At 48.7% G+C, this 24,039-nt stretch carries 21 protein-coding genes and 1 tRNA gene; 14 read left to right on the forward strand and 8 right to left on the reverse strand.

The features are described 5' to 3' along the window. Positions 1-152: 152 nt before the first annotated feature. Positions 153-773, reverse strand: a complete 621-nt coding sequence (locus tag PV783_RS21560) for an HAD family hydrolase (protein WP_420989519.1) — start codon at positions 771-773, stop codon at positions 153-155. A 249-nt stretch (positions 774-1,022) separates the two neighbouring features. Next, positions 1,023-1,541 (reverse strand): DUF4251 domain-containing protein, encoded by a 519-nt coding sequence (locus PV783_RS21565; RefSeq protein WP_420989520.1) that lies wholly within the window; start codon positions 1,539-1,541, stop codon positions 1,023-1,025. A 134-nt stretch (positions 1,542-1,675) separates the two neighbouring features. Here PV783_RS21565 and PV783_RS21570 point away from each other — a divergent pair, with 134 nt between their 5' ends. The 5 genes from PV783_RS21570 to PV783_RS21590 all read left to right on the forward strand — a co-directional run bounded on the left by PV783_RS21570 (position 1,676) and on the right by PV783_RS21590 (position 6,489). Continuing rightward, entirely contained in the window at positions 1,676-3,436 is a 1,761-nt protein-coding gene (locus tag PV783_RS21570; protein WP_420989521.1) for an ABC transporter ATP-binding protein, read from the forward strand. Positions 3,437-3,530: 94 nt separating this feature from the next. Next, a complete protein-coding gene (locus PV783_RS21575; protein WP_420989522.1) occupies positions 3,531-4,367 on the forward strand; it encodes an ankyrin repeat domain-containing protein in 837 nt (278 codons plus the stop codon). Positions 4,368-4,439: 72 nt separating this feature from the next. Further along, positions 4,440-5,339, forward strand: coding sequence for an NAD(P)/FAD-dependent oxidoreductase (locus tag PV783_RS21580; RefSeq protein WP_420989523.1), 900 nt, complete (start codon positions 4,440-4,442; stop codon positions 5,337-5,339). 98 nt (positions 5,340-5,437) lie between these two features. Next, on the forward strand, positions 5,438-5,749 hold the full coding sequence (locus PV783_RS21585; RefSeq protein ID WP_079472746.1) for a hypothetical protein: 312 nt from the start codon (positions 5,438-5,440) through the stop codon (positions 5,747-5,749). A gap of 332 nt (positions 5,750-6,081) precedes the next feature. Then, on the forward strand, positions 6,082-6,489 hold the full coding sequence (locus PV783_RS21590) for a contact-dependent growth inhibition system immunity protein (protein WP_079472745.1): 408 nt from the start codon (positions 6,082-6,084) through the stop codon (positions 6,487-6,489). Positions 6,490-6,684: 195 nt separating this feature from the next. On the opposite strand, the gene dinB is transcribed toward PV783_RS21590, so the two are convergent. After that, the gene (dinB, locus tag PV783_RS21595) at positions 6,685-7,803 is read right to left on the reverse strand and encodes a DNA polymerase IV (protein ID WP_420989524.1); all 1,119 of its coding nucleotides are present in this window, start codon (positions 7,801-7,803) and stop codon (positions 6,685-6,687) included. Between the two features lie 124 nt (positions 7,804-7,927). Between dinB and PV783_RS21600 the strand changes: the two genes are divergently transcribed. After that, positions 7,928-8,512 carry a pentapeptide repeat-containing protein gene (locus tag PV783_RS21600; RefSeq protein ID WP_159454452.1) on the forward strand — a complete coding sequence of 195 codons (585 nt, stop codon included), beginning with the start codon at positions 7,928-7,930 and terminating at the stop codon, positions 8,510-8,512. Positions 8,513-8,579: 67 nt separating this feature from the next. Here PV783_RS21600 and PV783_RS21605 read toward each other — a convergent pair whose 3' ends face one another. Together PV783_RS21605 and PV783_RS21610 are read right to left on the reverse strand one after the other, a co-directional pair. Continuing rightward, positions 8,580-8,960: a hypothetical protein gene (locus tag PV783_RS21605; RefSeq protein ID WP_079472742.1), complete on the reverse strand. Its 381-nt coding sequence runs from the start codon at positions 8,958-8,960 to the stop codon at positions 8,580-8,582. 3 nt (positions 8,961-8,963) lie between these two features. After that, positions 8,964-9,323 (reverse strand): hypothetical protein, encoded by a 360-nt coding sequence (locus PV783_RS21610; protein WP_420989525.1) that lies wholly within the window; start codon positions 9,321-9,323, stop codon positions 8,964-8,966. Between the two features lie 161 nt (positions 9,324-9,484). Between PV783_RS21610 and PV783_RS21615 the strand changes: the two genes are divergently transcribed. From PV783_RS21615 to PV783_RS21635, 5 genes are all read left to right on the forward strand, one after another. After that, on the forward strand, positions 9,485-10,366 hold the full coding sequence (locus PV783_RS21615; RefSeq protein ID WP_420989526.1) for a helix-turn-helix domain-containing protein: 882 nt from the start codon (positions 9,485-9,487) through the stop codon (positions 10,364-10,366). 76 nt (positions 10,367-10,442) lie between these two features. Next, positions 10,443-13,181, forward strand: coding sequence for a DUF1553 domain-containing protein (locus PV783_RS21620; RefSeq protein WP_420989527.1), 2,739 nt, complete (start codon positions 10,443-10,445; stop codon positions 13,179-13,181). A gap of 6 nt (positions 13,182-13,187) precedes the next feature. After that, positions 13,188-14,675 carry a DUF1501 domain-containing protein gene (locus PV783_RS21625; RefSeq protein WP_079472738.1) on the forward strand — a complete coding sequence of 496 codons (1,488 nt, stop codon included), beginning with the start codon at positions 13,188-13,190 and terminating at the stop codon, positions 14,673-14,675. Positions 14,676-14,682: 7 nt separating this feature from the next. After that, positions 14,683-15,615 (forward strand): sugar phosphate isomerase/epimerase family protein, encoded by a 933-nt coding sequence (locus tag PV783_RS21630; protein WP_420989528.1) that lies wholly within the window; start codon positions 14,683-14,685, stop codon positions 15,613-15,615. Then, positions 15,612-17,051, forward strand: coding sequence for a c-type cytochrome domain-containing protein (locus tag PV783_RS21635; RefSeq protein ID WP_420989529.1), 1,440 nt, complete (start codon positions 15,612-15,614; stop codon positions 17,049-17,051). The genes PV783_RS21630 and PV783_RS21635 overlap by 4 nt, the downstream gene beginning before the upstream one ends. Positions 17,052-17,073: 22 nt before the next feature. On the opposite strand, the gene PV783_RS21640 is transcribed toward PV783_RS21635, so the two are convergent. Further along, entirely contained in the window at positions 17,074-18,084 is a 1,011-nt protein-coding gene (locus PV783_RS21640; protein ID WP_079472735.1) for a helix-turn-helix transcriptional regulator, read from the reverse strand. 243 nt (positions 18,085-18,327) lie between these two features. Here PV783_RS21640 and PV783_RS21645 point away from each other — a divergent pair. The 3 genes from PV783_RS21645 (at position 18,328) to PV783_RS21655 (ending at position 22,044) form a co-directional block, all read left to right on the forward strand. Next, positions 18,328-18,447: transfer RNA gene (locus tag PV783_RS21645), tRNA-OTHER, on the forward strand. 79 nt (positions 18,448-18,526) lie between these two features. Next, on the forward strand, positions 18,527-20,755 hold the full coding sequence (locus PV783_RS21650) for a hypothetical protein (RefSeq protein WP_420989530.1): 2,229 nt from the start codon (positions 18,527-18,529) through the stop codon (positions 20,753-20,755). A gap of 134 nt (positions 20,756-20,889) precedes the next feature. Further along, complete coding sequence (locus tag PV783_RS21655; protein WP_079472733.1) at positions 20,890-22,044, forward strand: BamA/TamA family outer membrane protein; 1,155 nt, start codon at positions 20,890-20,892, stop codon at positions 22,042-22,044. A 202-nt stretch (positions 22,045-22,246) separates the two neighbouring features. Here PV783_RS21655 and xseB read toward each other — a convergent pair whose 3' ends face one another. Both xseB and xseA read right to left on the reverse strand, forming a co-directional pair. Beyond that, complete coding sequence (xseB, locus tag PV783_RS21660; RefSeq protein WP_079472732.1) at positions 22,247-22,462, reverse strand: exodeoxyribonuclease VII small subunit; 216 nt, start codon at positions 22,460-22,462, stop codon at positions 22,247-22,249. Continuing rightward, positions 22,440-23,879: an exodeoxyribonuclease VII large subunit gene (xseA, locus tag PV783_RS21665; RefSeq protein ID WP_111579317.1), complete on the reverse strand. Its 1,440-nt coding sequence runs from the start codon at positions 23,877-23,879 to the stop codon at positions 22,440-22,442. The genes xseB and xseA overlap by 23 nt, the downstream gene beginning before the upstream one ends. Positions 23,880-24,039 lie beyond the last annotated feature (160 nt).

Raw genomic sequence — 24,039 nt, forward strand, 5'->3', positions numbered from 1 at the left:
ATTTTATTTGGGGATTTTCTTATTCAGTAATATATTAAGGGAGATAAGAGCGAATATATACCCGCTCTTATCTCCCTTAATCCTCTATAAAATCAAAAAGAAAAAATCAATATAATCAGCGTAATCCTGGGAAAGACAAAATTCGCAACAATCTATAATGTTAATCCGAAAGCCGCCAGTTTTTTCAGCGTGCTTTCATAATCCGTATGGCAAACGCCATTGATACCAAGACCCGCCGCTACATCGATGAACATGGAGCGGTCTTCCACATATACCACTTCGGCAGGTTTTACCTGCGCAATATCGAGCGCTATTTTATAGATATCTGCATCGGGTTTGCGGAAATGTACAAAACAGGAGGAAATGTAGAAGTCAACAAAACGACTGATATTAAAATGATGGATACGATGCTCATTCAGCTCTCTTCCTTCATTATTAACAATAGCAATTTTCAGCTTGTACTTTTCTTTCAGCTGCGGGATCAGCTCCAGCATCTCGGGGTATGGCGCCGATTGGGCAAACATAAACTCCCGGAAATCCTGCCGGCTAAAGGATCTTTCTTCATAAAACACTACGCGGCTCAGGTATTCATCCAGCGTAAGTTTACCTTCTTCATAAGTATCAAAAGTAAGGTGATGCCGTTCTTCCGTTTCTAACGCATCCAGCCCAAAAGTTTGTATCGCCAGTTTACGCGCAGCCCTGTCCCATCCGTTGGTTAATAACACACCGCCTATATCCAGGAACAGCGTCGTAATCTTTACATGGTTGTCCATTTGCAGAAAATTTATTGCTATACTAATGTAAGAAGAAGATGGCGGATTTTGTCTTTCTTGCTGATTAGACTGATTTAGCTGATTTTGTTGATTTTACTTTTTGGGATTTTGTAAGATTTTTAAAAGATTGGGGGAGACATAAGCGGATATATACTCGCTTATGTCTCCCCCAATCTTTTAAAATCAAAAATGATCAAATCAACAAAATCAGCTAAATCAGTCTAATCAGCAAGAAAGACAACATCCGCGTTATTTCTTTTTAACTTTTCTTTCTGTTATATAACCGTTAAAGCTGATCGGCGACCTGTCGCTGCTGGTTACCTGGAGCGATGCATATCCTTCGCTGGAAACGCTCAGGTTCATTGATTGCACCGATCTGTGATCTTTGGGCTTAATGGTAATATTCCAGCCGTCCTTTTTGCCGGGCGTTGCATTGTAATCAAAAGATTTGGTTTTAAAATCCAGTGGCGACTTCGTAGCACCATAATCCACGGATGTATAAACCCGGCCAAAATAAGGCAGGTAGCTGATCACCGAGTCCGCCCCTACTATCACGTTGTACTCCGATGTTAAATTACGCATGCGGCCACTCATGGGCAGGGCATTCTGCGCTACAAAAACATAATTCTGCGAATCTATCAGGGATTTGATCTTAGCCACTTTATCCGCTTTTTGCTGCGCCTTTGTTTCCTGTGCAAAAAGACCGGTAGAAATAAGGGCTCCCATAAAGAGAAGCACCACTGTTTTTAATACAAAGAACCTTTTCATATGGTAAGTTTTTACATAAGGGGAAGTGCTAATATCGTACCATAACAGCCGGCGGTACGTTTTGTTCACCACCACGGAAATACAATTTGCTGTTAAAATGTTACTTTTAAGGGCCAATGATTAAACCCGGAAACATGCCCAACCCATATATCTCGTTACTGAAAACTGCCTGGAAATATGCCCGGAAGGAACGTAAAAAATACCTGCTGGTGTACTTCCTGTTCCTGATGGCCAATGTGATCTTTTCCCTGAACCCGGTGTTATTCGGCTGGTTTATTGGAAGCATACAGCGCGACAGCGCCCATCTGCCCCGGTATACCCTCATCTTTGCCGCCTCCTACTTCGGGCTTAAATTCCTGGAGTGGTGCTTTCATGGCCCCGCCCGCGTGATGGAACGGCAACTGGCATTTAACCTGAGCCGGAACTTCCTGCAGGAACGCTACCACCAGGCCCTGCATCTCCCCGTAAAATGGCACCAGGATAATCACAGTGGCTCCGTGATCAACCGGATCAGAAAAGCATATGAGGCCCTGAAAGAGTTTTTCGAAAGGGGCTTTATGTATCTCCATGCGATCTGCAAACTGTTGTTTTCCATGATCGCTATGCTGTATTTTTCACCGCTGTACGGCGGTATCGGCATCGCGCTGGGTGTACTGTGTATATGGCTCGTGCTGCGGTTCGACCGCCCCTTTATCAGAACGCTCAATGAAATAAATGAAGGGGAACATGTGGTATCCGCCACGTTGTTCGACAGTCTTTCCAATATCATGACCGTTATTACCCTGCGGCTGGAAAAGAGTATGGAAAACGGTTTGCTGGCAAAGGTGCAGCGCATCCTGTCGCCCTTCAGGAAAAACACATTGATCAACGAATGGAAATGGTTTGTGGCAGAAATGATGATCACCCTTATTTACTGCGTTATTACCATAGGCTATGTTTTCCAGCATTGGGTGCCGGGAGAAATGTTTTATGTAGCCGGGCTGGTTACCCTCCTGGGTTATGTAAACCAGTTCACCAGCGTGTTCCAGGATGTTGCCTGGCAATATACCGACGTGGTGCAATACAATACTGCAGTAGATACCGCCGGCAATATCAGCGACGCCTACACGCAGCATCACCGGGCAGATACCGCGCCGGAACTGCCGGTTCACTGGCAGCAGATCACCATCAGCTCCCTGAGCTTTTCGCATACGGCTACTTACGAGGATAACGCCGCTCCGCAAAGACTGCATGACCTTCACATCCTGATTGAAAAAGGAAAAAGGATCGCGTTAATTGGTGAAAGCGGCAGCGGAAAAAGTACGCTGCTGGCTATTTTACGCGGTCTCTATGAACCGGAACCCGGTGTGGTGATACAGATAAACGGAGAGGCGTTACCGTTAGCCACCGTAAATGAAAGCGTTACCCTGTTCCCGCAGGAACCGGAGATCTTTGAAAATACCATCGAGTATAATATTACGCTTGGCCTGCCCTTTCAGCCCGATGAGATCATGGCCGTATGCAGCAGCGCCCACTTTTCGGAAGTGGTGGAAATGCTGCCACAGGGACTGGCATCCGACATCCGTGAAAAAGGCGTGAACCTCTCCGGCGGACAAAAACAGCGGCTGGCGCTGGCCCGCGGTATCCTTGCGGCCCGCAACAGCCAGGTGATCCTGCTGGATGAACCCACCAGCAGCGTAGATCCTAAAACCGAGGCTATGATCTATGAAAAAATGTTCCAGGCATTCTCCGACAAAGCCATTATTTCTGCCATGCACCGGCTGCACCTGCTGCCGCAGTTTGATTACATATATGTGCTGGATCAGGGCCGCATCGTGTCTGAAGGTACTTTTCATTACCTGCGCGCGAATAGCGCCGCTTTCCAGGAACTTTGGAAACACCAGGAAAACAAATAACTTTTTTTGATAATATTGCATTATCATTGCAGCCGCGTTTTCATCCTATGTAATGGTTCTCTCCCACCGGCTAATATTACACTATGAAAACTCTATGCAAAAAATTTCGCTGTACGACCTGAAACGTAAGCTAAGAAACAGTCAGGAGCCGGATGAAATTATCACGCTGCTCGGATATAACCTCTCGTTTTTTACGCGGGAGGAACGGTCACAACTACTATGCGATTTACTTGAATACCAGGAAATATTTTTTGAGGCCGCGGAACTGCTGATTGAAGAAGGCGGGGCGGATATCTGTTATAAGAAGGAAGGCATTATTCCGATCATTTTCTGCGCGGTAGGCGCCAATAAGCCGCAGGCAGTGCAATACCTGCTGAAAAAAGGCGCGTCGCTTTATATCGGCAACGCCGATTACCTTTTTGCCATTGCCTATATCTTTAAACATCACCGGCTCGCGGCGATCACCGATATCCTGCTGATCCTGATTGAGCACAACATCCACTTCAATTTTGTGCTGGCAAGTATGGATACGCCTTTGCTGCTGGCCACCCGGCATAATAATAACCGGGAAGTAGTGCAGTTTTTATTATCGGAAGAAGTGAACAAATACGTGTACGATGAAGATGGGTTTACTGCTATCCATTATGTTCCGTTTGCCAAAGCCCCTAACCTGTATAAAGATATGATCACCTGCATGACCGATATCCAGGTGAAAACAAAGTTTGCCACCAGCATGGAACCCGTATTTGAATGCGTGATCAAAGTGAGTGAACACCATACTTTTGAAGAATTTATTTACGAAGCCCTGAATGCCTTCCTGGAAAACAGGCACCGCATGTACGACGATATCTTTGAAAAATACTACTACCGCCTTCACCTCATCGCAGAACATATCTCCACCATCCGCGCCAATGCCGGCGATAACGTGTAATACATTTTAATTTTGCAACAATGTTGCAATACTGTATTTTTGCCGTCTTACGTCATGCTTAAATACCACCATATGCAAACATACGATGTGATCATTGCCGGGGGAAGCTATGCGGGGTTATCGGCCGCTATGGCCCTGGGCCGCGCACGGCGACAGGTACTCATAATAGACAGCGGCAAACCCTGTAACCGGCAAACGCCACACTCCCACAACTTTCTCACACAGGATGGCGCTACACCCGCTGCCATAGCGGCTACGGCCAAAGCCCAGGTATCGCAATATCCCGGAATACATTTCCAGGAAGGAACAATAACCGGCGCTACGCCCACCACGGAAGGCTTTACAATTACCACCGCCGCAGGCGAACAGTTTGCTGCTAAAAAACTGTTATTCGCCACAGGCGTAAAGGACGAAATGCCTGCTATCAAAGGATTTACAGCCTGCTGGGGTATCTCTGTACTGCATTGCCCCTATTGCCACGGCTATGAAGTAAAGGAAACACCCACCGGCATCCTCGCCAACGGTGATGACGCTTTTGAATACGTTAAAATGATCCGCAACTGGACCAGTCAGCTGACCATATTTACCAACGGCCCATCCACGCTCACAGCGGAACAGGTCGAAAAACTGCAGCAACATCATATCGGTGTCAACGAAAAAGAAATCGCGGAAATCACACATACAGGCGGACAAATAAGCGAACTGCTTTTCAAAGACGGCAGTTCCTTTACGCTGAATGCACTATACCACAAGCCTGCTTTCCGGCAGCACTGCGCCGTTCCGGAAGCGTTGGGTTGCGAACTCACGCCGGCTGGTCATATTGTAGTGAACGAATTCCAGGCCAGCACCGTACCCGGCGTATATGCAGCCGGCGATGCCACCAATCCTTTCAGGAGCGTTTCCATATCGGTAGCAGCAGGCACCCTCGCCGGCGCTATGATTAGCCGGGAACTCATCATCAGTGAATTTTAATAAAGCAGCCAGGGTGTTGTGCGCAGCTATTTGTACATGTAGAAATAATTTCATATTTTAGAACGAATGATTATTACCCATTACCTAAATTAACCAGCATGCTCACAACACTTACTGTTTTAGCCGTTTTATTTTTCCTTGCCCACGTTTACCTCCTGTTTACCTCATTTGGAAAAAAAGGATTTCAAAAACGAAAATACCTGTGGTCGCATATTACCCTGTGGATTACAGGAGCGCTTGCCTGCCTCATTGCCATCCTCTTCGCCGGTAAAAATGTTTCCGGCGTGATCGATGTATTTGATACCCCCGGCAAAGCCTCCCTGCTGATCGTGATAGCACTGGTTTTGTCGGCCGCAGCACACAGCATCGTGAAACTGCTGGTACTGCCAAAATACCAAAGGGCCGTGTAATAACGGAACAGATTATACGAAAATCTCCCGGCGTGCAGCCGGGGGATTTTATATATAAATCATATCCATACGGTCGTTTATGTTCATTTAACGGTCCGTTTTGTTACATAAAATGTTAAAGGTGGAAAATTTTCTTTCGCCATCAACAATATTCATTATATTTATACCTGTTGATCCTGGTTTCTTATAACCGCTGGCACTAACCGGCTACCGCAACACCTGCAATACTCCGCAGGTTCTGACAGATGATCACCATCAAAAGAAAAAATTGCGCGTTGAAATCATCTTCATAATTAAACATTTTATTAGCACGAAAAGAGAGACACATTTTTATGAATAAGAAAGATATCTGGAGATATAAATCTTTGGAGCAGTTGGAGAATAAGAGTTGGGGACCGGCCACAGATCAAGATTCGGGAATAATTCAGAAATGTCTTGCCTTAGTTAAAGTACCAGTAGTAAAATTAGCCGCAAGCGAATTGCGGATCTTAATCGGACAATCCTTTAATCCTTCCTACCTGGTTCCTTTAGCACTGGAGATATTACAAAACGACGTACTGGTAACTGCCGGTATGTATCCCGGCGACCTGCTGAAAGCCGTACTCGATGTTCCTGCTGCTTTCTGGGAAGAACATCCCGACCTTCACAAAAGCCTGCTCGACCTGATGCAGGAAAGAAGCGAAGAAATTGAAACAGAAATAGACTTACCTGAATTCTGGCGTAACAACCTGGTCATGTAACCATTGTTGTTTTCTGCGGCAACTTATCTTCTCCCGCATAAAATAACATCATCACCGGAAAACCTGTAACATCTCCTTCAGTACACACTACAAGACAACTCCACGTTAATTTTCAGTAATGATATTACCGGAGCAGCTGACAGTAAATACTGCGGGATAGTGAAACCTTTGCCTGTACGGCTGCAGAAGCAATCGTTATTCCTCAAAATTGAACAACGACAGCTGTCCCGACGGAGGTAGTTTCTCCTGGTTCAACGGCCCATCATTGAAATTAGACAGGGTAATGCCCAACAGGCGGATCCGCTTATCTTCCGGGTAAGTAGCCGCCAGCAACTGCTTTGCCGTGTCTACAATGATATCGTAATCCCCTACCGGAAACGGAAAGGATTGATTCCGCGTGATCTGTTTAAAATCACTGTATTTTATTTTCAGGGTAATAGTGCGGCCTTTCAGGTTATAGCGCTGCAGCCGGTCGTACACCGTTTTCCCGATCTTCTCCAGCTCCGCTTCCATATCTTCAATCACCGTAAGATCGTATGGGAACGTATCCTCCGCGCCGAGTGACTTGGTTTCCCGGTGCGGCTGCACTTCGCGGTCATCTATCCCCCGCACAATCCGGTAGTAAAAACTACCTACCTTGCCAAAATGGGTTTTCAGGTCCTGCTCTGACAGCTTCTTCAGATCAGCCCCGGTAAAAAGCCCCATCCTTTTCATTTTATCAGCGGTCACCTTTCCCACGCCGTGAAACTTTTCCACCGCCAACGTTTCCATAAATGATTCAATAGACGATGGCCCGATAAACGTAAGCCCGTCCGGCTTATTAAGATCCGAGGCTATTTTAGCTACAAACTTGTTCACAGACACACCCGCGGAAGCAGTCAGCTGCAACTCATCCCGGATGGCCTGTTTGATCAGTTTGGCAATTTCAATAGCGGAGCCGATGCCCTGCTTGTCTTCCGTTACATCCAGGTAGGCTTCATCGAGCGACAATGGCTCAATCAGATCCGTATAACGGGAAAATATTTCCCGGATATGCCGGGACGCCTCTTTGTAAGCATCAAAACGGGGGCGCACAAAAACCAGTTCAGGACATAACTGCAGCGCTCTTTTGGAAGGCATCGCGGAACGTACGCCAAATTTGCGCGCTTCATAACTGGCGGTGGCTACCACTCCACCACGGCCTTCCGGCGAACCGCCCACAGCAATGGCTTTGCCGCGGTACATCGGGTTATCGCGTTGCTCTACAGATGCGTAAAACGCATCCATATCAATATGAATAATTTTTCGTTGTATGCTGTTTGAACTGTTCTCCATTTCTACATCCCGGAAGCAAAGTAAAGATATTCAGTATTTGGCTATTCAGACCACAAAATTGATTTTTTTTACATGCTTCGCTGCTAAAACATAATTGCTACCTTCACACCTTAAACTTTTCACCGTGGCCGGTTACGATCAGGAAATTTCACACGAACATAAAAAATTCGAGCACATCATCTGGGAAGGTAAAACCATCTCCGGCAGGGAGTTCTATGATTGTCATTTTTATAAATGCAGCCTCAAGGAGTGCGTTTTTGAAGAATGTGTTTTTGATAAATGCACCTTTGAAGAATGCGATCTGTCGTTGATACAATTCAAACAAACATCTTTCAACAAAGTAATCCTGCAACACAGCAAAGCAATTGGTATTGCCTGGCATAATGCCCGTAATGCGCTTACGGTGGAGTTTCATCACAGCCGTTTGAGCTACTGCAATTTTTCCGGCAAGAACCTGAAAAAAGGCATCTTCCTTCATTGCCAGGCAGACGAAGCAGATTTTTCCGGCTGCAATTTATCACAGGCCGATTTCGGTGGTACAGACCTCGCCGGGGCGCGCTTCTTCGAAACAGATCTCACCCAGGCTAATTTTGCAGGCGCACAACGGTATGCCATTGATGTACGCACCAATAAAGTGAAGAAGGCTAAATTCAGTTTGCCGGATGCATTGTCGCTGCTGGATGGATTGGGTGTGGAGATCGTGGAATAAAAAAAGTGCGGATTTTATCTTTCTTTTGGAAAGACAAAATCCGCGGAACAATGGATAAAGGCTGGCGTCAGGCTACAGGGATGATAACTTTACTTTTTGCTTTTGAAATTCTTCTGCCACGGAAGAAGAGATATAAATTAAGGAACAACATGATGCCCAGCCAGATGAAGAAGCCGCCGATCCTGCCGCTCAGGACTTCCATCATGGAACGCGGGTTGGAAATAGTTTCCGCAATTTTCATGATCCAGAACGCAAAGCCTACATTCAGCAGGTAAAATCCTGTTTCAAATAGTTTATTAGTAGCGGTGGCCAGCTCGTTGTTGCCATGAAAAATATCAAGCATAAATACTTTACTGTTTTTGAACAGGGTAATGGCTACCAGCCAGGTAACGCTGATCACAACAGGCAAATAGATCATGTAGGCCAGGAAATTAAAAGAGGAAGACATATACTATAATTTAAGTGGTTGAATGGAATGATTTCTTTTACTGATAATATATATAACAAGCATGTTAAAACAGTGTAAAATGCCCAGCGACAAAAGGATCTGGCCGGTCATGGCAGTAATGCTCACCAGCATTTCCGTCCAGTTGTGGATCGTATCCCAGGTGCTGATCATCACAGTTGCGTAGCCCAGGTTAACGAGGTAATATCCCACCAGTAAAATATTATTAATAGCATCTGCCAGCGTGTGGTTTTGCTCCAGCAGTCCGAGGATAAAAACCCTTCCGTTGCGGTAAAACCGCCATCCCACTTTCACCGTAATCAGGTATGTTATTGCGAGATAGATCGCGTAAGCAATGGTGTTCATATCAGTGCATTTGCTTTCGGCATCAAAATTATTCAAACTTATTGTATTTTCAAAATATTCTGAAAGTTTGGTAAAATAAATAGTAAGAAGATAAGATGGCGTTCGCTGCATGATGTTATAAAAATGGATTTTCTTACTTTGGGAAGAAAACCGGCTGCGTTATGATCAGGAAGAAAGAAGGCTTTCAGGGCCAGCGTATGATAGTGATTCCACGTAACATCCTGAGCAGGAAATGCGCCCGGGAAGCGGCGCTTACTCCCCTGTACATCACGGATATCGGCTATTATCCGAAAGCATTGTTCCACCACCGCAAAAGGGCACAGGGCGCGGAGCAGCATATTTTAATTTATTGCGTAGAGGGCAAAGGCAGTATTACGCTGAAAAAAGACGTACATGCCATCCAGGCGGGCGATTGCTTCCTGCTGCCGCGCAAATGGGCGCATGAATACACTGCGGATGAAAGCGACCCGTGGACCATCTACTGGGCGCACTTCCAGGGAACCAGTGCAGATGGGATTGTGCAGACAGCGGTCAGCGCATGGAACGGGCACCGCATATTCCTCCCCCATTCCCCGGAAAGGATCCAGTTGTTTGAGCGGATCTATCACCAGCTTCAGCGGGGCTACCGTGATGAAAACCTGGTTTGGTCCAATATGAATTTCTGGTCGTTCCTGTCGTCCTGCATTTACCCGGATTTCACCCAACCCGGAAAGCCGTCCCAGCAGCACGATGCCATTGATCAATGCATCGACTATATGAATAAACACCTGGACAAGATGCTTACCCTGCAGCAGATGGCGCAGGCCGTAAACCTCTCCCAGTCGCACTTCTCCTATCTCTTCAAAAACAACACCGGCTTCTCTCCCATCGAATACTTCAACCAGCTGAAAGTACAGAAGGCTTGCCAGCACCTGCTTTTCACGCAATCACGCATCAAGGAAATAGCCGCACAACTCGGCATGGAAGATCCCTACTACTTCTCCCGCATGTTTACCAAAGTGATGGGTGTATCGCCCAATCAATACCGGGAAAGGAAATTCTAACCGTAAGATAATCCATCATAATCAGCATATCATCTAGCCACTATTCAGTGGCACCTGCTTATTTTTACGGACGTCAATGAAAAAAACAATGTCCCATTTTTCCACGTTGAGGATTACAGTGAGCCTCACTATAGCGGTGGGGGCAGGCCTGCTGTTTGCCGCCTGTCACACTGATAAAAAGGTAGACTTCAGTACCGAGGTAAAACCAGTGCTTAACAAGCACTGTATCAGTTGCCACGGAGGAGTGAAGCAAAGCGGCGGATTCAGTGTACTGTTCCGGGAAGAAGCCCTGGGCGTTACCAAATCCGGCAAGCCCGCCATCATTCCAGGTCATCCTGAAAAAAGCGAATTTATCCGCCGCCTTACCTGCAAAGATCCAAAAGAACGGATGCCGCAGAAAGGAGAACCGCTCACCAGCGCCGAAATAGATATGCTTACCCGGTGGGTGAAACAGGGCGCGGAATGGGGAGAACACTGGGCGTATATATCTCCCAAAAATGTTCCGGTACCGGATATTACCATCGCCAACGGTAATGAAATAGACCACTTCATACAGGAAAAGCTGAAACAGGAAGGACTGAAACCCTCGCCCGAAGCAGATAAAATGACCCTGCTCCGCCGCGTAAGCCTCGATCTTACCGGGCTGCCGCCAACACCTGAAATGGCACAGCAGTTTGCCGCCAGCACCGACGAACACGCCTACGAAAAAATAGTAGACAGCCTCCTCAAATCGCCACACTACGGCGAACGCTGGGCCGCCATGTGGCTCGACCTCGCCCGCTACTCCGATACCAAAGGCTATGAAAGGGACGACAGCCGCAAAATATGGCGCTACCGCGATTGGGTGATTGATGCATTCAATAACGATATGCCGTACGACAGCTTCACCATCGAACAACTGGCCGGCGACCTGCTCCCCGATCCTACCCGCGAACAACTCATCGCTACCGCGTTTAACCGCAACACCATGACCAACGACGAAGGCGGTACCCAGGACGAAGAGTTCCGCACCGCCGCCGTAATGGACCGGGTAAGCACCACCATGGATGTATTCCAGGGCGTTACCATCGCCTGCGTACAATGTCACAGTCACCCTTACGATCCTTTCCGCTTTGAAGACTATTATAAACTGATGGCCTTCCTCAATAATACCCGTGATGAAGATACCCACATGGAACACCCTAAACTTCGTTTGTACGACAGCGTTAGTACAGCAGAAGTAAAACAGGTGAGCGACTGGGTAGCGCAAAACGGCACCACCCAACAGGCAAAGGATGTACAGGAATTCCTGAAAGTACTGGAACCGAAAGTACACGCACACGTAGCCGATAACTATATCAACGGCGCCCTGCTGGACACCAAATACATGGGCATCCGGAATAATGGCAGCTGCCGCCTTCCCAAACAAAACATGGAAGGCAAAACGCAACTGCTCATGAACTACTGGACCGGCAGCAATGGCGGCACCGTAGAATTCAGACTGGACAGCTTAAATGGCCGTACCATTATCAAACATACCCTGGCGCCCACCAACGGACGGCTCGCCATCAGCATGCCGCTGCCGCCCATAACAGGCACGCACGATCTTTACCTCATTTTCCGCAACCCTTCCCTCAACCCTGCAGATGCGGTGTGCAGCGTGGAATGGTTTGCCTACCGCGACGATATTCCCGGTAAAGGAAAGCCCGGCTATGATAAAATCAACAACGCCTGGTTATCACTCATCAATCAAAACCCCGACGACGTGCCGGTGATGATAGAAAACCCTGCTGTAATGGCACGCGTTACCAACGTGTTTGAACGCGGCAACTGGATGGTAAAAGGAAAAGCAGTGACGCCGGATGTACCACACTCCCTGAACCCATTCCCGGCAAAAGCGCCACGTAACCGTCTTGGTTTTGCCATGTGGCTCACCGATACAAAAAATCCGCTCACCGCCCGTGTAATGGTGAACCGTTTATGGGAACAGATCTTTGGCACCGGTATCGTGGAAACCATAGAAGACTTTGGCACACAGGGTTTCACGCCATCGCACCCTGAACTGCTCGACTATCTCTCCTACCAGTTTATGCACAAATACAAGTGGCATGTAAAACCAATGCTGCGCGAAATAGTATTATCTGCGGCGTATAAACAATCCTCTGCCAGCAACCCTGAATTGCAGGAAAAAGATCCTGCTAACCGTCTGCTCGCCAGGGGCCCGCATTTCAGGCTTACAGCAGAAGAAGTAAGGGACCAGGCACTCACCGTGAGCGGCCTGCTGAACCGCCAGCTGCACGGCCCCAGCATCATGCCGTACCAACCCGATAACATCTGGCAATCCGTTTGGAGCGGCGCCTACTGGAAAACCGCCGACGACGGCAACCAGTACCGCCGGGCAGTATATGTTTTTCAAAAACGTACCAGCCCCTATCCGTCGATGCTCTCCTTCGACGGCAGCAGCCGCGAAGTATGCCTGCAACGGCGCATCCGCACCAACACACCACTACAGGCACTGGTTACCCTCAACGATCCGGTATATGTGGAAACAGCCGCCTCACTGGCCAGGCATATGCTGAAAAACGGCGGCAACGACGCTGCGGCGTGTATCCGTTGGGGTTATCAAACCGCCATGTATAAACCACTGCCCGATAATAAACTGAAAGTATTGCAAACACTGTATAAAGAAGCGCTCGCGGAATACAAACAAAAGCCCGCGGAAGCCGATAAACTGTTGCAGCATAAAGATAATACACCACAAAAGGCGGAACTGGCAGCACTCACCGTAGTAGCCAACGCGATTATGAACCTGGATGAATTCCTGACTAAATCCTGATCCGGTATGACTAAACACGCACGACTGATAAAGGAAGCAAACGATCAAACACTGCGGTATTTCACCCGCCGCCACTTCCTGATGGACTGTGTAAAAGGCCTGGGCGCCGCCGCCTTCAGCTCTTTCCTGGCCAGCTGCGGCAGCAGCAGCAAAACCCTGCTGGACCTCGCGGGTAACCCAATGGCGCCACGGGTGCCACAATTCCCCGCACGGGCCAAAAGCGTGATCTATCTCCACATGGCTGGCGCACCTTCCCAGCTGGAACTGTTCGACTATAAACCTGCCCTGCAGAAATTACATAACCAGCTGTGTCCTCCGTCCCTGCTGGAAGGTAAAAAGTTTGCCTTCATCCGCGGCGTTCCCAAAATGCTCGGACCGCAAGCCATCTTCTCCCAACATGGAGAATCGCGCGCCTGGGTGTCCGACCACCTGCCGCATTTCGCTACAATGGCCGATGAAGTAAGCTTCCTGAAAGCAGTACAAACGGACCAGTTTAACCACGGCCCTGCCCAGCTGCTGATGCAAACAGGCAGCGCCAGGTTAGGACGCCCCAGCATCGGCTCATGGGTAACTTACGGCCTCGGCTCCGAAAACGATAACCTCCCCGGCTTTGTAGTGCTCACCTCCGGCGGTAAAACACCCGATGCCGGTAAAAGCGTGTGGGGCAGCGGTTTCCTCCCCTCCGTATACCAGGGCGTGCAATGCAGAACCAAGGGCGAACCCGTACTCTATCTCACCGATCCGGAAGGCATGAGCAGGGACCTGCGCAAGGAATCCATCAATGCCATCAATGAAATCAACAAACAGGAATATACCACCTTTGGCGACCCGGAAACCCTGTCTCGTATTTCACAGTACGAGCTGGCGTATAAAATGCAGATCTCCGTACCGGAAGTAATGAACATTAACAAAGAACCGGATTACATTCATGAAATGTATGGCACACAGCCAGGCAAAGAATCATTTGCCAACAACTGCCTGCTGGCCCGTAAACTTGTTGAGAAAGGCGTGCGGTTTGTACAACTGTACGACTGGGGCTGGGATAGTCATGGTACCGACGAAAACCTTGCTATCGATTACGGCTTCCGTAATAAATGCCGGGAAATTGACCGTCCCATTACCGCACTGCTGCAGGACCTGAAGCAACGCGGCCTGCTCGATGAAACCCTGGTAGTATGGGGTGGCGAATTTGGCAGAACCCCCATGCAGGAAAACAGGGACGGCAAAGACATGCCTTTCCTGGGCCGTGATCACCACGTAGAAGCCTTCACCATGTGGATGGCCGGCGCTGGTATCAAAAAAGGATTTTCCTACGGAGAAACCGACGAAATAGGCTATGCCGCCGTGAAAGGAAAAGTAGCGATCAACGATATTCACGCCACCATCCTGCAACAACTGGGCTTTGATCATGAAAAGCTCACGTACCAGTTCCAGGGCCGGCCATTCCGCCTTACAGACACCGGCGGAAAAGTAATTACACCCATACTAAGCTAAACCGTACATGAACAGTAACCGAAGAAATTTTATCAAACAATCAGCCATACTGGGTTCCGCATTATGTATCCCTTCCCTGCCGGCATTTGCCACAGCCACACCTGCTGCCGCAAAAGACGGATACCGCCTTATTGTACTGGCCACCAACTGGGGCTACACCGGCAGCATCAACGAATTTTGTGCACAGGCCAAAAAGGCCGGATACGACGGACTCGAAATCTGGTGGCCCAATGAAGCCGCCGCACAACAGGAATTATTTGCCGCGCTGGAACAACACGGACTGGAAGTGGGCTATTTATGCGCGGGCTACGACAGCGACTATACGAAACATGCGCAGCAATTTGAAACCATGCTGAAAGCAGCCACCGGGAACAATAAAATTAAACCGCTGTATATTAACTGCCACTCCGGAAGGGATTATTTTTCCTTTGAACAAAACAGCGCGTTAATAGATATGACCACCCGGATATCCAAACAAACAGGCATACCGGTATATCATGAAACGCATCGTTCACGGATGTTGTTTGCCGCACATATCGCCGGCAAATTCATCGATGCAAAACCCGACCTGCGGCTTACGCTCGACATTTCGCACTGGTGCAACGTACACGAATCCTTACTGCAGGATCAGCAGGCCACTGTAGCCAAAGCATTGGCACGTGCAGGTCATGTACACGCCCGCATCGGGCACCCGGAAGGACCACAGGTGAACGATCCCCGCGCGCCGGAATGGGCCGCTGCGGTGAAAGCGCATTTCAGCTGGTGGGATCAGATTGTGCAACGGCACCAGGCCGCCGGCAAACCGCTCACGTTTCTTACTGAGTTTGGTCCGGCCGACTACCTGCCTACCCTGCCTTATACCCGGCAGCCGGTGGCCGACCAATGGGATATCAATGTATTTATGATGAACCAGCTAAAACAACGTTACAGCAAACCATGAGATTACTGATCAGTAGCGGCAGCTGGAGTATGTTTATAGGACGTTCGCATCCTTTACTGGTACACCTGCCTATCGGCATTTTAATTATCGCATTTATATTAACACTGCTGGCCTGCAGGGAAAAATGGCGGCACGTACAAACAGCCCTGCCGGCAGTATTACTGGCGGCAGCCGTGTCGGCTATATTCAGCTGCATCACCGGCTACCTCCTTTCACTCGATGGAGGTTATGAAGAAAAATTACTGCAAACGCATAAATATCTCGGTATAGGCGTAGCCGTTATCAGCACCGCATTATACCTGCTGGAAAGAAATAAACACCGCTTTCCCCGCCTGCAACTACCGGCAGCATTGCTGATGGTATTGCTGCTGAGCGCCGCAGGGCATTACGGCGGTAGTCTTACCCACGGCGACGATTACCTCACACAGGCCATGCCCGCTCCTTTACAGCGGATCACCGGCATGAACAAAGCGGTGGCTAACGCTGCCACCTATACGAATATCGGCGATGCCCGGTTGTATGAAGACCTTGTGCGGCCGGTACTCACCAACCGCTGCTATGGCTGCCATAATGAACAGAAGCTGAAAGGCGGTTTGCGCCTGGAATCCATTGCCCTCATCCGTAAAGGCGGAGAGCACGGACCGGTGCTGAAGGACAGTCTACCGGAAGAAAGCGAATTATTCAAACGGCTGCTGCTTCCTGAAGAAGACGAACACCGGATGCCGCCAAAAGGCAAGCCATCCGTAACGCCGCAGGAATTAGAACTGTTGCACTGGTGGATTGCAGCAGGTGCGCCTGCCGGTAAAACAGTAAAAGAGCTGGAAAAAACACCCCGGATCGTGGCGGTGCTGGAAGGAATGCAACCCGCTACCCCGCTGGATAAGCAGGAATTTGTTCCGGAAGAAAGTACCGGCGCACCCAGTGAACAGAAGATGGCCGCACTGGAAGCCTTAAAAGTAAAAGTAATGCCTGTGGGCGCCGGCAGTCACTACCTCACGGTAGATGCGATCAACGCCGCCGGGTTCAGCGACCGTGATATGCAGTTGTTACTGGGATTAAAGGAGCAGCTGATCTGGCTGGATCTTTCCGGTACGGCTGTTACCGACAGCGCGTTTGCTGTATTGGGGCAGCTGAAGAAGCTCACCCGTCTTGATCTGAGGAATACAGCGGTTAAGGGCAATGGTATAAAAGCACTGGGCAACTGCAGGGAGCTGCGCTATCTCAATCTCGCCGGAACGGCGGTAAATGCCGAAGGATTATTATCCCTGCAGCAAAATAAAAAGCTGCAACAGTTATATGTATACCAGGCGGGCTTTACGCCTGCTGCGCTCCGGCAGCTACAGCAATCTTTGCCAAAACTGAAACTGGATACCGGCGGTTACCGTTTACAACAGCTGGCTTCCGATACGGTTATTTATCATAAAGTCAGCGGGTAATAAATACGTGCAGACGTACCCGTTATTCGTACGCCTGCGCAGCCTGTGCCAGTCGCAATGCAATTTTTTTAGCCAGGGATTTGGGAGACAGTACTTTCATATGTTCCCCGAATCCCAGGATTTCCCGCTCCAGTTCAAAGTTCAGCACCACGTCGATACTCACTATGGTGGCCTGTTCATCTTCCTTTAATATTTCCTGCGAATGGTGCAATGGCTTTGTCAGCACGTAAGGGGCATGCTTTGCATCAATTTGCAGTACTACTTTATGTACAGGATCTTTTTCTGATTTGGTAACGCCAATGAGGTTATCATAATATTCGTCAAAGGGAATACCTTCCCAGGCAATAAACTTTTCTTTAGGTAGTTCCTGCAGGCTGATGATCCTGTCCAGCGCCAGGGTGAGCAGCTGCGGGGTACGTTTATTCCGGGTGATCAGGAACCAGCGGTTGCGGTATTCTTTCAGCAGGTAGGGATAACAGATAAACTCCTGTGCCTTGCTGGCTTTGAAAGATTTATACTCTACCAGGAGCGCTTTTTTATGCAGCGTAGCCTGGTAAAGCGGGTTGATATGCGATAAGCCCAGCAGGCGATGATTATTTTCCAGCTGGATACAGTTGAGATGCGCGTCGGTAGATTTATACAGGTTGTTTTCCAACCGCGCAATCATATCGCTCATATCATCGAAGTAACTGAAACCGTTAAATTGTTTCAGCACGGCCACTATTTCTTTCATTTTATCTACATCCGCGTTGTTAATGGGCGCGTTGGTGATGCTGTAGGCAGCATCGCTGTAGGCATAATACTTACGGTCCTTTACAATGATGGGCGCATTATAACCCAGCTTATCACTGCGCATCAACTGGATATCCGCCTGGATGGTACGTTTACTCACGCCGCTGCTGATGCCTTCCAGTTCATACAACACGTCTGCTACTTTTTCAATGAGATCTTCCAGCGTCCACTTACGATAGCGGTTACGCAGGCATTCATCGATGGCCTTGTACCGGATCAGGGCCAGCTTATTGATGGACATACTAATAATTTATACAAAGAAACAAAAATACTGCGCATTATACCTGCGTAGTATTTTTTCTTCTTTGGAAGAAGAAAAAATAAATGACAGATAATCAAGTAGTTAAAATTATTTTTTAAGAAATATTTAAGTGCGCAAGTGTATTGCGTAGATACCTGCGCATCTTTGTGTCATCGGAAGCGGTCAAATAAATGTTACTTCATTCGATCCAAAAGAACATTTATAATTAACGCAGAAGATGGAAAAGCAGTAGTTCAATGGTTGAACACCGGATCCTGTAGTTTTAAAATTATCTTCAGGGTCAATTAAAACTTACTTCCTGATTCCAATCCGGAGTTGCTGGTTCGAATCCAGCCTGCTTTACAAATCGAGGTCAATTGCTGCTTACTTCTTTTTTGGATAAACAGCAGCAAAATTATCTGATTATTTAAACACAATTACAATGGACGCTTTATTAAGAACAGGATTAAGACAACAGGCTATTTACATTCCTGATACAGTGGTGAATACAGACACGCTGCATATTACCCCGGCCGCCGGTATGCTGGTAGCCAATCTCGCTAAACTGGGATTTGGGGTAACAGAAGATCTCCTGCATGCGTTAAACCATACCTCTCCTGCTTACCAGGCTACTATCCTGGAAACATTCCGGGAAGTGATGGGCGTGAATACCAACTGGACCCCGCTGATAAAAGACTGGCAGGTACCTACCAATGAATCGTTCATTGATCACTTTATCACATACCTGACCAATAAATTCACGGGCGCCGGTACTAAGCTCCAATGCGGCCATGTTATTCCTGCCAATACTTTTCCACTGGAAAGATATAACGGTTGTCCTTATTGCGGTACGCCGTTCGAGTTCGGCGAACTGGAAAACATGGGCCAGGGAAGTAAGATCCGTGTGCTGAAACGCTGGAACAACGAGCTGGCGGCTCAATACATGGAAAACCTGCTGACCTCCAAAACAGCACTGGATGCTACCCAGGTGGAGAGCCTGAAAACATTGCTGCATATCTTTCCGCTGCCTGCTGTAAAACCAGGTATGAAAGAAACCGTCATTGCAGTAGTAGATGTGCTGATTGAAAAAGATGAGGCAGAAAAAGCCGCAAAACTGTTTACCACGCCAACGGATATACTCCGTTACCTGTGGTACAAACATACCGGGTTCCTGCAACTGGTGAAGCCAGGTACCATCACCAAACGAAAAAATAAAAACCAGCGGCAGATCTACGGGGATATTTATCCTACAGTACAAGTGGCATCCGCGGAAGCGGCGCTGAAACTGAAATACAACCGCCAACAGGGACTGATGGCAGCCCGCTGGCTGAATAGCCTGGATATGGATGTAACGGCCATGTGCGAAATCATGCATCCGCAGCGTAACATGTGGGTACGCTTCATCCGCGCCCTGCGCCTGGCCGAGTTCAGCAAACGCGATGGCTTTGACAAACTGCGCGAACTGATGGACCGGTTCTACCGCCAGGATTATACCGTGTGGCAGGGCCAGGTGAACCACTACCGTTTGCGTTACGATGAAGCCAACACCCTGCAACTGTTGAAACAACGTCCGGGTCTTTTTGCCCGCTCGCTGTTTGCCAACATGCTGTGGTTCGGACCGGAAGCGGTAACCGCCGCCTTTGCGGAAATCACGGATAAAGTGCCGGCCCGCCTGTTGCTGACCTTACAGATGTACGCGCTGTATTACTTCGATAAATCCACCACCCGTGCGGTAAAACCACTGGGCGGCGTAGGGAAAAGCATCCCGGCTAACCGGCAGCTGAACATCTACGAAGACGAACAGTTGCAGGAAATGCAGCAGGCCGTAACAAATCTCTGTATCTCGGCCATGAAGAAACGCTTTGCCGCAGTGGCCACCACTGCCAAAAGCATCTACATTGCACCGGAACTGTATAAAATACCACTGGCTATCGGCGACCGCAGCGAACAGGTGCAGGATCTGCCCGGCGCTTTGATGGGAACCCGGTTTAAAGTGGAAGGAGATAAAATTATCCTGTTCATGCAATGGGGTAAAGGATTACCTGCCCAGCACCTGGATATGGACCTGAGCTGCCGTATCGCCTACGAAAACAACCGTACGGATACCTGCTCCTTCCAATACCTGCAAACAACCGGATGTATCCATAGCGGCGATATCCGTTCCATACCAGATAAAGTAGGTACGGCCGAATACATCGAAATAGACATTCCTGCACTGGCCAAAGCCGGCGCGCAGTATGTCACCTTCACCTGCAATGCCTACAGCCAGGGCGCCATCGCCATGAACCTGGTACTGGGGTGGATGAACAGCAAACACCCTATGAAGGTATCCAAAAAGGGTGTGGCCTACGATCCGTCCTGCGTGGATCATATGGTGCGCATCACCGGCGGATTAACCAAAGGGCTCGTATTTGGTGTACTGGATGTGGCAGCCCGGGAAATCATCTGGCTGGAAATGGCCTTCGATGGCCAGATCATCCAGGACCTCAGCACGGCTAATGTACAGGCTATCCTGAAAAAACTGGACAGCAAACTGAGCATTGGTCAGCTCCTGGCCGCCAAGGCCGAGGCCCAGCAATTGCAGGCCGCCCCTGAAGCGCACGCCGATGAAGTGTATAACATGCAATGGGCGCTCAACACCGCCGCCGTGACACAATTGCTCATCGATTAATTTGTTTACCCCTATAAAAAACAACAGCAGCCGGGCCAACCCGCGCTGCTGTTCGTTTTATGATTTAACACACTTTTTGCATACCACTTCATCAGTTTTCTGAAAATCGTCCTATATTCATTGCATTGTCATACATGGATAGAAAGATTTTACTACTACTGCTACTGGTTGCACCTGCTGCAGGGTATGCCCAGCAGGAAGACCGGGCAGACTCAACAGCCACATTTTCAGCGCCTAAAGGATTTTTTGATAACATCAAGTATTATCTTAAAAATACCAACGTAGAAAAGAAAAAGAAAAAGGTAGACCTCAGCTTCATCGGCGGCCCCGTATACACCCCCGAAACCAGCTTCGGCATCGCCGTAATGATGGCCGCACAATACAAAACAGATAAAACAGATTCCCTGCTGCCCGTTTCCAACGCCGCGGTATACGCCTCCGGCGCCCTCACCGGGTTTTATGGAATCGGCATCAGCAACACCACCATATTTCCGCACGACCGGTTCCGGCTGGCATTGAAAGCCTCTTTCAGCTCCCGGCCCAATAAATACTGGGGCATCGGCTACGAAGCCGGCAGCCATAAAGATGATTATACCGAATACGTGCAGCTCACCGAAAAACTCCAGGCCGACTTCAGCATCAACCTGAACGGAAACCTGTTCATGGGCCTCTGTACCCAAATCCAGAATGTACAAACCAAAAAACTCGATACTGCCGGCGGCAAGCCCCTCATGGTTCCCGGAAAGGTACTGGGCATCGGCGCCGGCCCGTTTATTGTATACGATACCCGCGATTTTATACCCAATGCCTATAAAGGCATGTACATACGACTGGGCTATCGCTTTTTCCCCTCGTTCCTGGGCAATAAAACCGTATTTTCACAACTGGATCTGCAGTTCGACTGGTACAAACAACTATGGAAAGGCGCCGTACTGGCTACCGACCTCTACGCAGAAGAACGCAGCGGCGATGTTCCCTGGAGCCTCCTCGGAGAAGCCGGCGGTTCCAACCGCCTCAGGGGCTACTACGAAGGCCGCTTCCGCGATAAGAACTACCTGGCTGCCCAGGTGGAACTACGCCAGAAGATCTACAACCGCAGCGGCGTGGTTGCCTGGATTGGAGGTGGTAACGTATTTCCCCGCTTTAATGAGTTGGAATTCCGCCAGTCGCTGGTCAGCTATGGCATCGGCTATCGCTGGGAGTTTAAAAAACGGATCAATATCCGGCTGGATTATGGCATGGGCAAGGATCAATCGGGTTTTTACTTTGGTATTAACGAGGTTTTTTAGGGAGATCCCCGGGTACAGAACCACGACCTTCAATTTCGCTCAAAACCCTTTACAGCAGACCGTTTCCAGATCAAGTCCACATCCCCTCCACGTCACCTCCACCTTCAGTGCACGTATTCCCCATGTCCTAAGCATATCCTAAGTGGGTGCTACCCGGATCCGGTATATCTTCTTCCCGGTTTCAAAGCTGAGTGGAAAGCCCTTACTTCTCTCCCCCCTTCGTCCCCTCCATTTGCTTGATAATATTATTCACCTCCGTTTCCGTGGCGCGCAATTTCTGTTGACAAAATTCAATAAGAACAGCTGCCCGTTTTACCTTTTCTGCCAGCAGGTCTACCGAAACAGCTTCATTCTCTATTTCTTCCGCAATCAGTTGCAATTCATTGTAGGCAGCTTCATATGTCAGTTCCTGGCTCATGTAAAATGTTTTTTTCAGTAATAGTGGCTTCCAGTGATGCATCCTGCAGCACCACCCTGATATGGCTTCCGGGCTGGAGAGTGGACGCATCGGGAAGAATATGCCCGTCCTGGTATACAATGGCAAAGCCACGTTTCAGGATACTGGCAGGACTCATCAGTTTGAACAGGGAGTCGTAATGCGCTACCTGCCCCCTTTTGCTTTGAATAAATAACCTGCTGAAAGAACGGAAACGCCCAATCATATTGTCGAGGTCATTCAGCCGGTTGGAAACCATGATCCGTGGTTTCGATAACACGGCGTTGGATACGGTCATCAGCTCCCGGTGCCGGTTCAGCAGTATTGATTTCGAGGTATGCAGCACCACATTGTTGCGGGCATGCAAGGCTTCTTTATGATTGGCCAGCAACGTGCGTGACTGGTTAATAATGGCGCTGTTGAGATAAGACAGTGCCTGGAAGTGCCCGGAAAACAGCTGTTGCGACCGGATCACAATATTCTGCTGCATATTGATCACCGCTTCTTCAAACAGGCGGTTATGCGCAATGATCAGCTCTGCTGCTTTGGTAGGCGTTTTGGTGGCGGTATGCGCCATCATATCCGTAATGGTTTCATTTTTCTGATGCCCAATTCCGGTGATCACCGGGATCGGGAATTTTGCCACCGCCCTGCCCAGGATAAAAGTATCGAAGATCAGGAAGTCGGTTTGCGCACCGCCCCCGCGGATAATTACCACCGCATCATAAGGTACCTGGCGCTGGTAGATATCTATCAGCCGTTGTTGTACCAGCTCCGCTTTGGTTTCGCCCTGCACTACCGTGAAGTAGTTATCGATTTTAAATGTGTACCCGAAATGATTGTGCTCCAGGGTATGCCGGAAATCCTGGTAGCCGGCAGAGTTGCCGGAGGTGATCACCGCCAGCCGCTGGATCACTGCAGGCAAAGGCAACTGGTTGTTGCGGGTAATGTACCGGTCGCCCGACTTACGGATAAAATCCGCGCATTCAGTAGTAAGCCGTAACAGGGTTTGCTGCTTCTGCTGTTCCAGCAACCCTACTGTAAAGCTGGTATCTATATCCAGCAGCGTGATCTGTAATCCATGCACCTGGTGGTACCCTACCGATACTTTTACCAATACATGAATATCATTTTTAAACTGCTGCCCCGTAACTATTTCAAATTCCTTGATCCGGATAGCGCCATTTCCCCACGCAACTGCCGAAACCTTGGCTACAATACCACCCGCATGTTCTTCTTTTTCCACCAGGTCGAAATAATGATATCCCTTTTGCTGGTAGTAGGAATGATTGGTGATATCCGCTACTACCCAATAGGTTTGCTCTGCAAACACCTGTTGAAGCGCCTGCTGGATTTTCCCGGTAAGAACGGATAGTTTTATGGACGGAGAATCGGTCATGGTAGTGGGTAAAGATAAGAAAACGTTTATTATGAACACGCTCATGGAATACCGGGGGAAATGTATATATTGCTACGCATTGAACAGCGAATAGATTACCAGGTCAACCAAAACCGTAACAAACACTTAATAACAGACTTATTCCGATTTATATATTTTT

The organism is Chitinophaga sp. CC14, assembly GCF_048957795.1.
Lineage (GTDB): Bacteria > Bacteroidota > Bacteroidia > Chitinophagales > Chitinophagaceae > Chitinophaga > Chitinophaga ginsengisegetis.

Bases quoted from the DNA above. Each gene is read 5' to 3' on its own strand.
- PV783_RS21655 (WP_079472733.1), top strand. From the start codon at position 20,890: ATGGATAGAAAGATTTTACTACTACTGCTACTGGTTGCACCTGCTGCA.
- PV783_RS21605 (WP_079472742.1), bottom strand. From the start codon at position 8,960: ATGTCTTCCTCTTTTAATTTCCTGGCCTACATGATCTATTTGCCTGTT.
- PV783_RS21565 (WP_420989520.1), bottom strand. From the start codon at position 1,541: ATGAAAAGGTTCTTTGTATTAAAAACAGTGGTGCTTCTCTTTATGGGA.
- xseA (WP_111579317.1), bottom strand. From the start codon at position 23,879: ATGACCGATTCTCCGTCCATAAAACTATCCGTTCTTACCGGGAAAATC.
- PV783_RS21625 (WP_079472738.1), top strand. From the start codon at position 13,188: ATGACTAAACACGCACGACTGATAAAGGAAGCAAACGATCAAACACTG.
- PV783_RS21615 (WP_420989526.1), top strand. From the start codon at position 9,485: ATGATCAGGAAGAAAGAAGGCTTTCAGGGCCAGCGTATGATAGTGATT.
- PV783_RS21585 (WP_079472746.1), top strand. From the start codon at position 5,438: ATGCTCACAACACTTACTGTTTTAGCCGTTTTATTTTTCCTTGCCCAC.
- PV783_RS21580 (WP_420989523.1), top strand. From the start codon at position 4,440: ATGCAAACATACGATGTGATCATTGCCGGGGGAAGCTATGCGGGGTTA.
- PV783_RS21560 (WP_420989519.1), bottom strand. From the start codon at position 773: ATGGACAACCATGTAAAGATTACGACGCTGTTCCTGGATATAGGCGGT.
- PV783_RS21575 (WP_420989522.1), top strand. From the start codon at position 3,531: ATGCAAAAAATTTCGCTGTACGACCTGAAACGTAAGCTAAGAAACAGT.
- PV783_RS21570 (WP_420989521.1), top strand. From the start codon at position 1,676: ATGCCCAACCCATATATCTCGTTACTGAAAACTGCCTGGAAATATGCC.
- PV783_RS21620 (WP_420989527.1), top strand. From the start codon at position 10,443: ATGAAAAAAACAATGTCCCATTTTTCCACGTTGAGGATTACAGTGAGC.
- PV783_RS21610 (WP_420989525.1), bottom strand. From the start codon at position 9,323: ATGAACACCATTGCTTACGCGATCTATCTCGCAATAACATACCTGATT.
- PV783_RS21590 (WP_079472745.1), top strand. From the start codon at position 6,082: ATGAATAAGAAAGATATCTGGAGATATAAATCTTTGGAGCAGTTGGAG.
- xseB (WP_079472732.1), bottom strand. From the start codon at position 22,462: ATGAGCCAGGAACTGACATATGAAGCTGCCTACAATGAATTGCAACTG.
- PV783_RS21640 (WP_079472735.1), bottom strand. From the start codon at position 18,084: ATGTCCATCAATAAGCTGGCCCTGATCCGGTACAAGGCCATCGATGAA.
- PV783_RS21635 (WP_420989529.1), top strand. From the start codon at position 15,612: ATGAGATTACTGATCAGTAGCGGCAGCTGGAGTATGTTTATAGGACGT.
- dinB (WP_420989524.1), bottom strand. From the start codon at position 7,803: ATGGAGAACAGTTCAAACAGCATACAACGAAAAATTATTCATATTGAT.
- PV783_RS21630 (WP_420989528.1), top strand. From the start codon at position 14,683: ATGAACAGTAACCGAAGAAATTTTATCAAACAATCAGCCATACTGGGT.
- PV783_RS21650 (WP_420989530.1), top strand. From the start codon at position 18,527: ATGGACGCTTTATTAAGAACAGGATTAAGACAACAGGCTATTTACATT.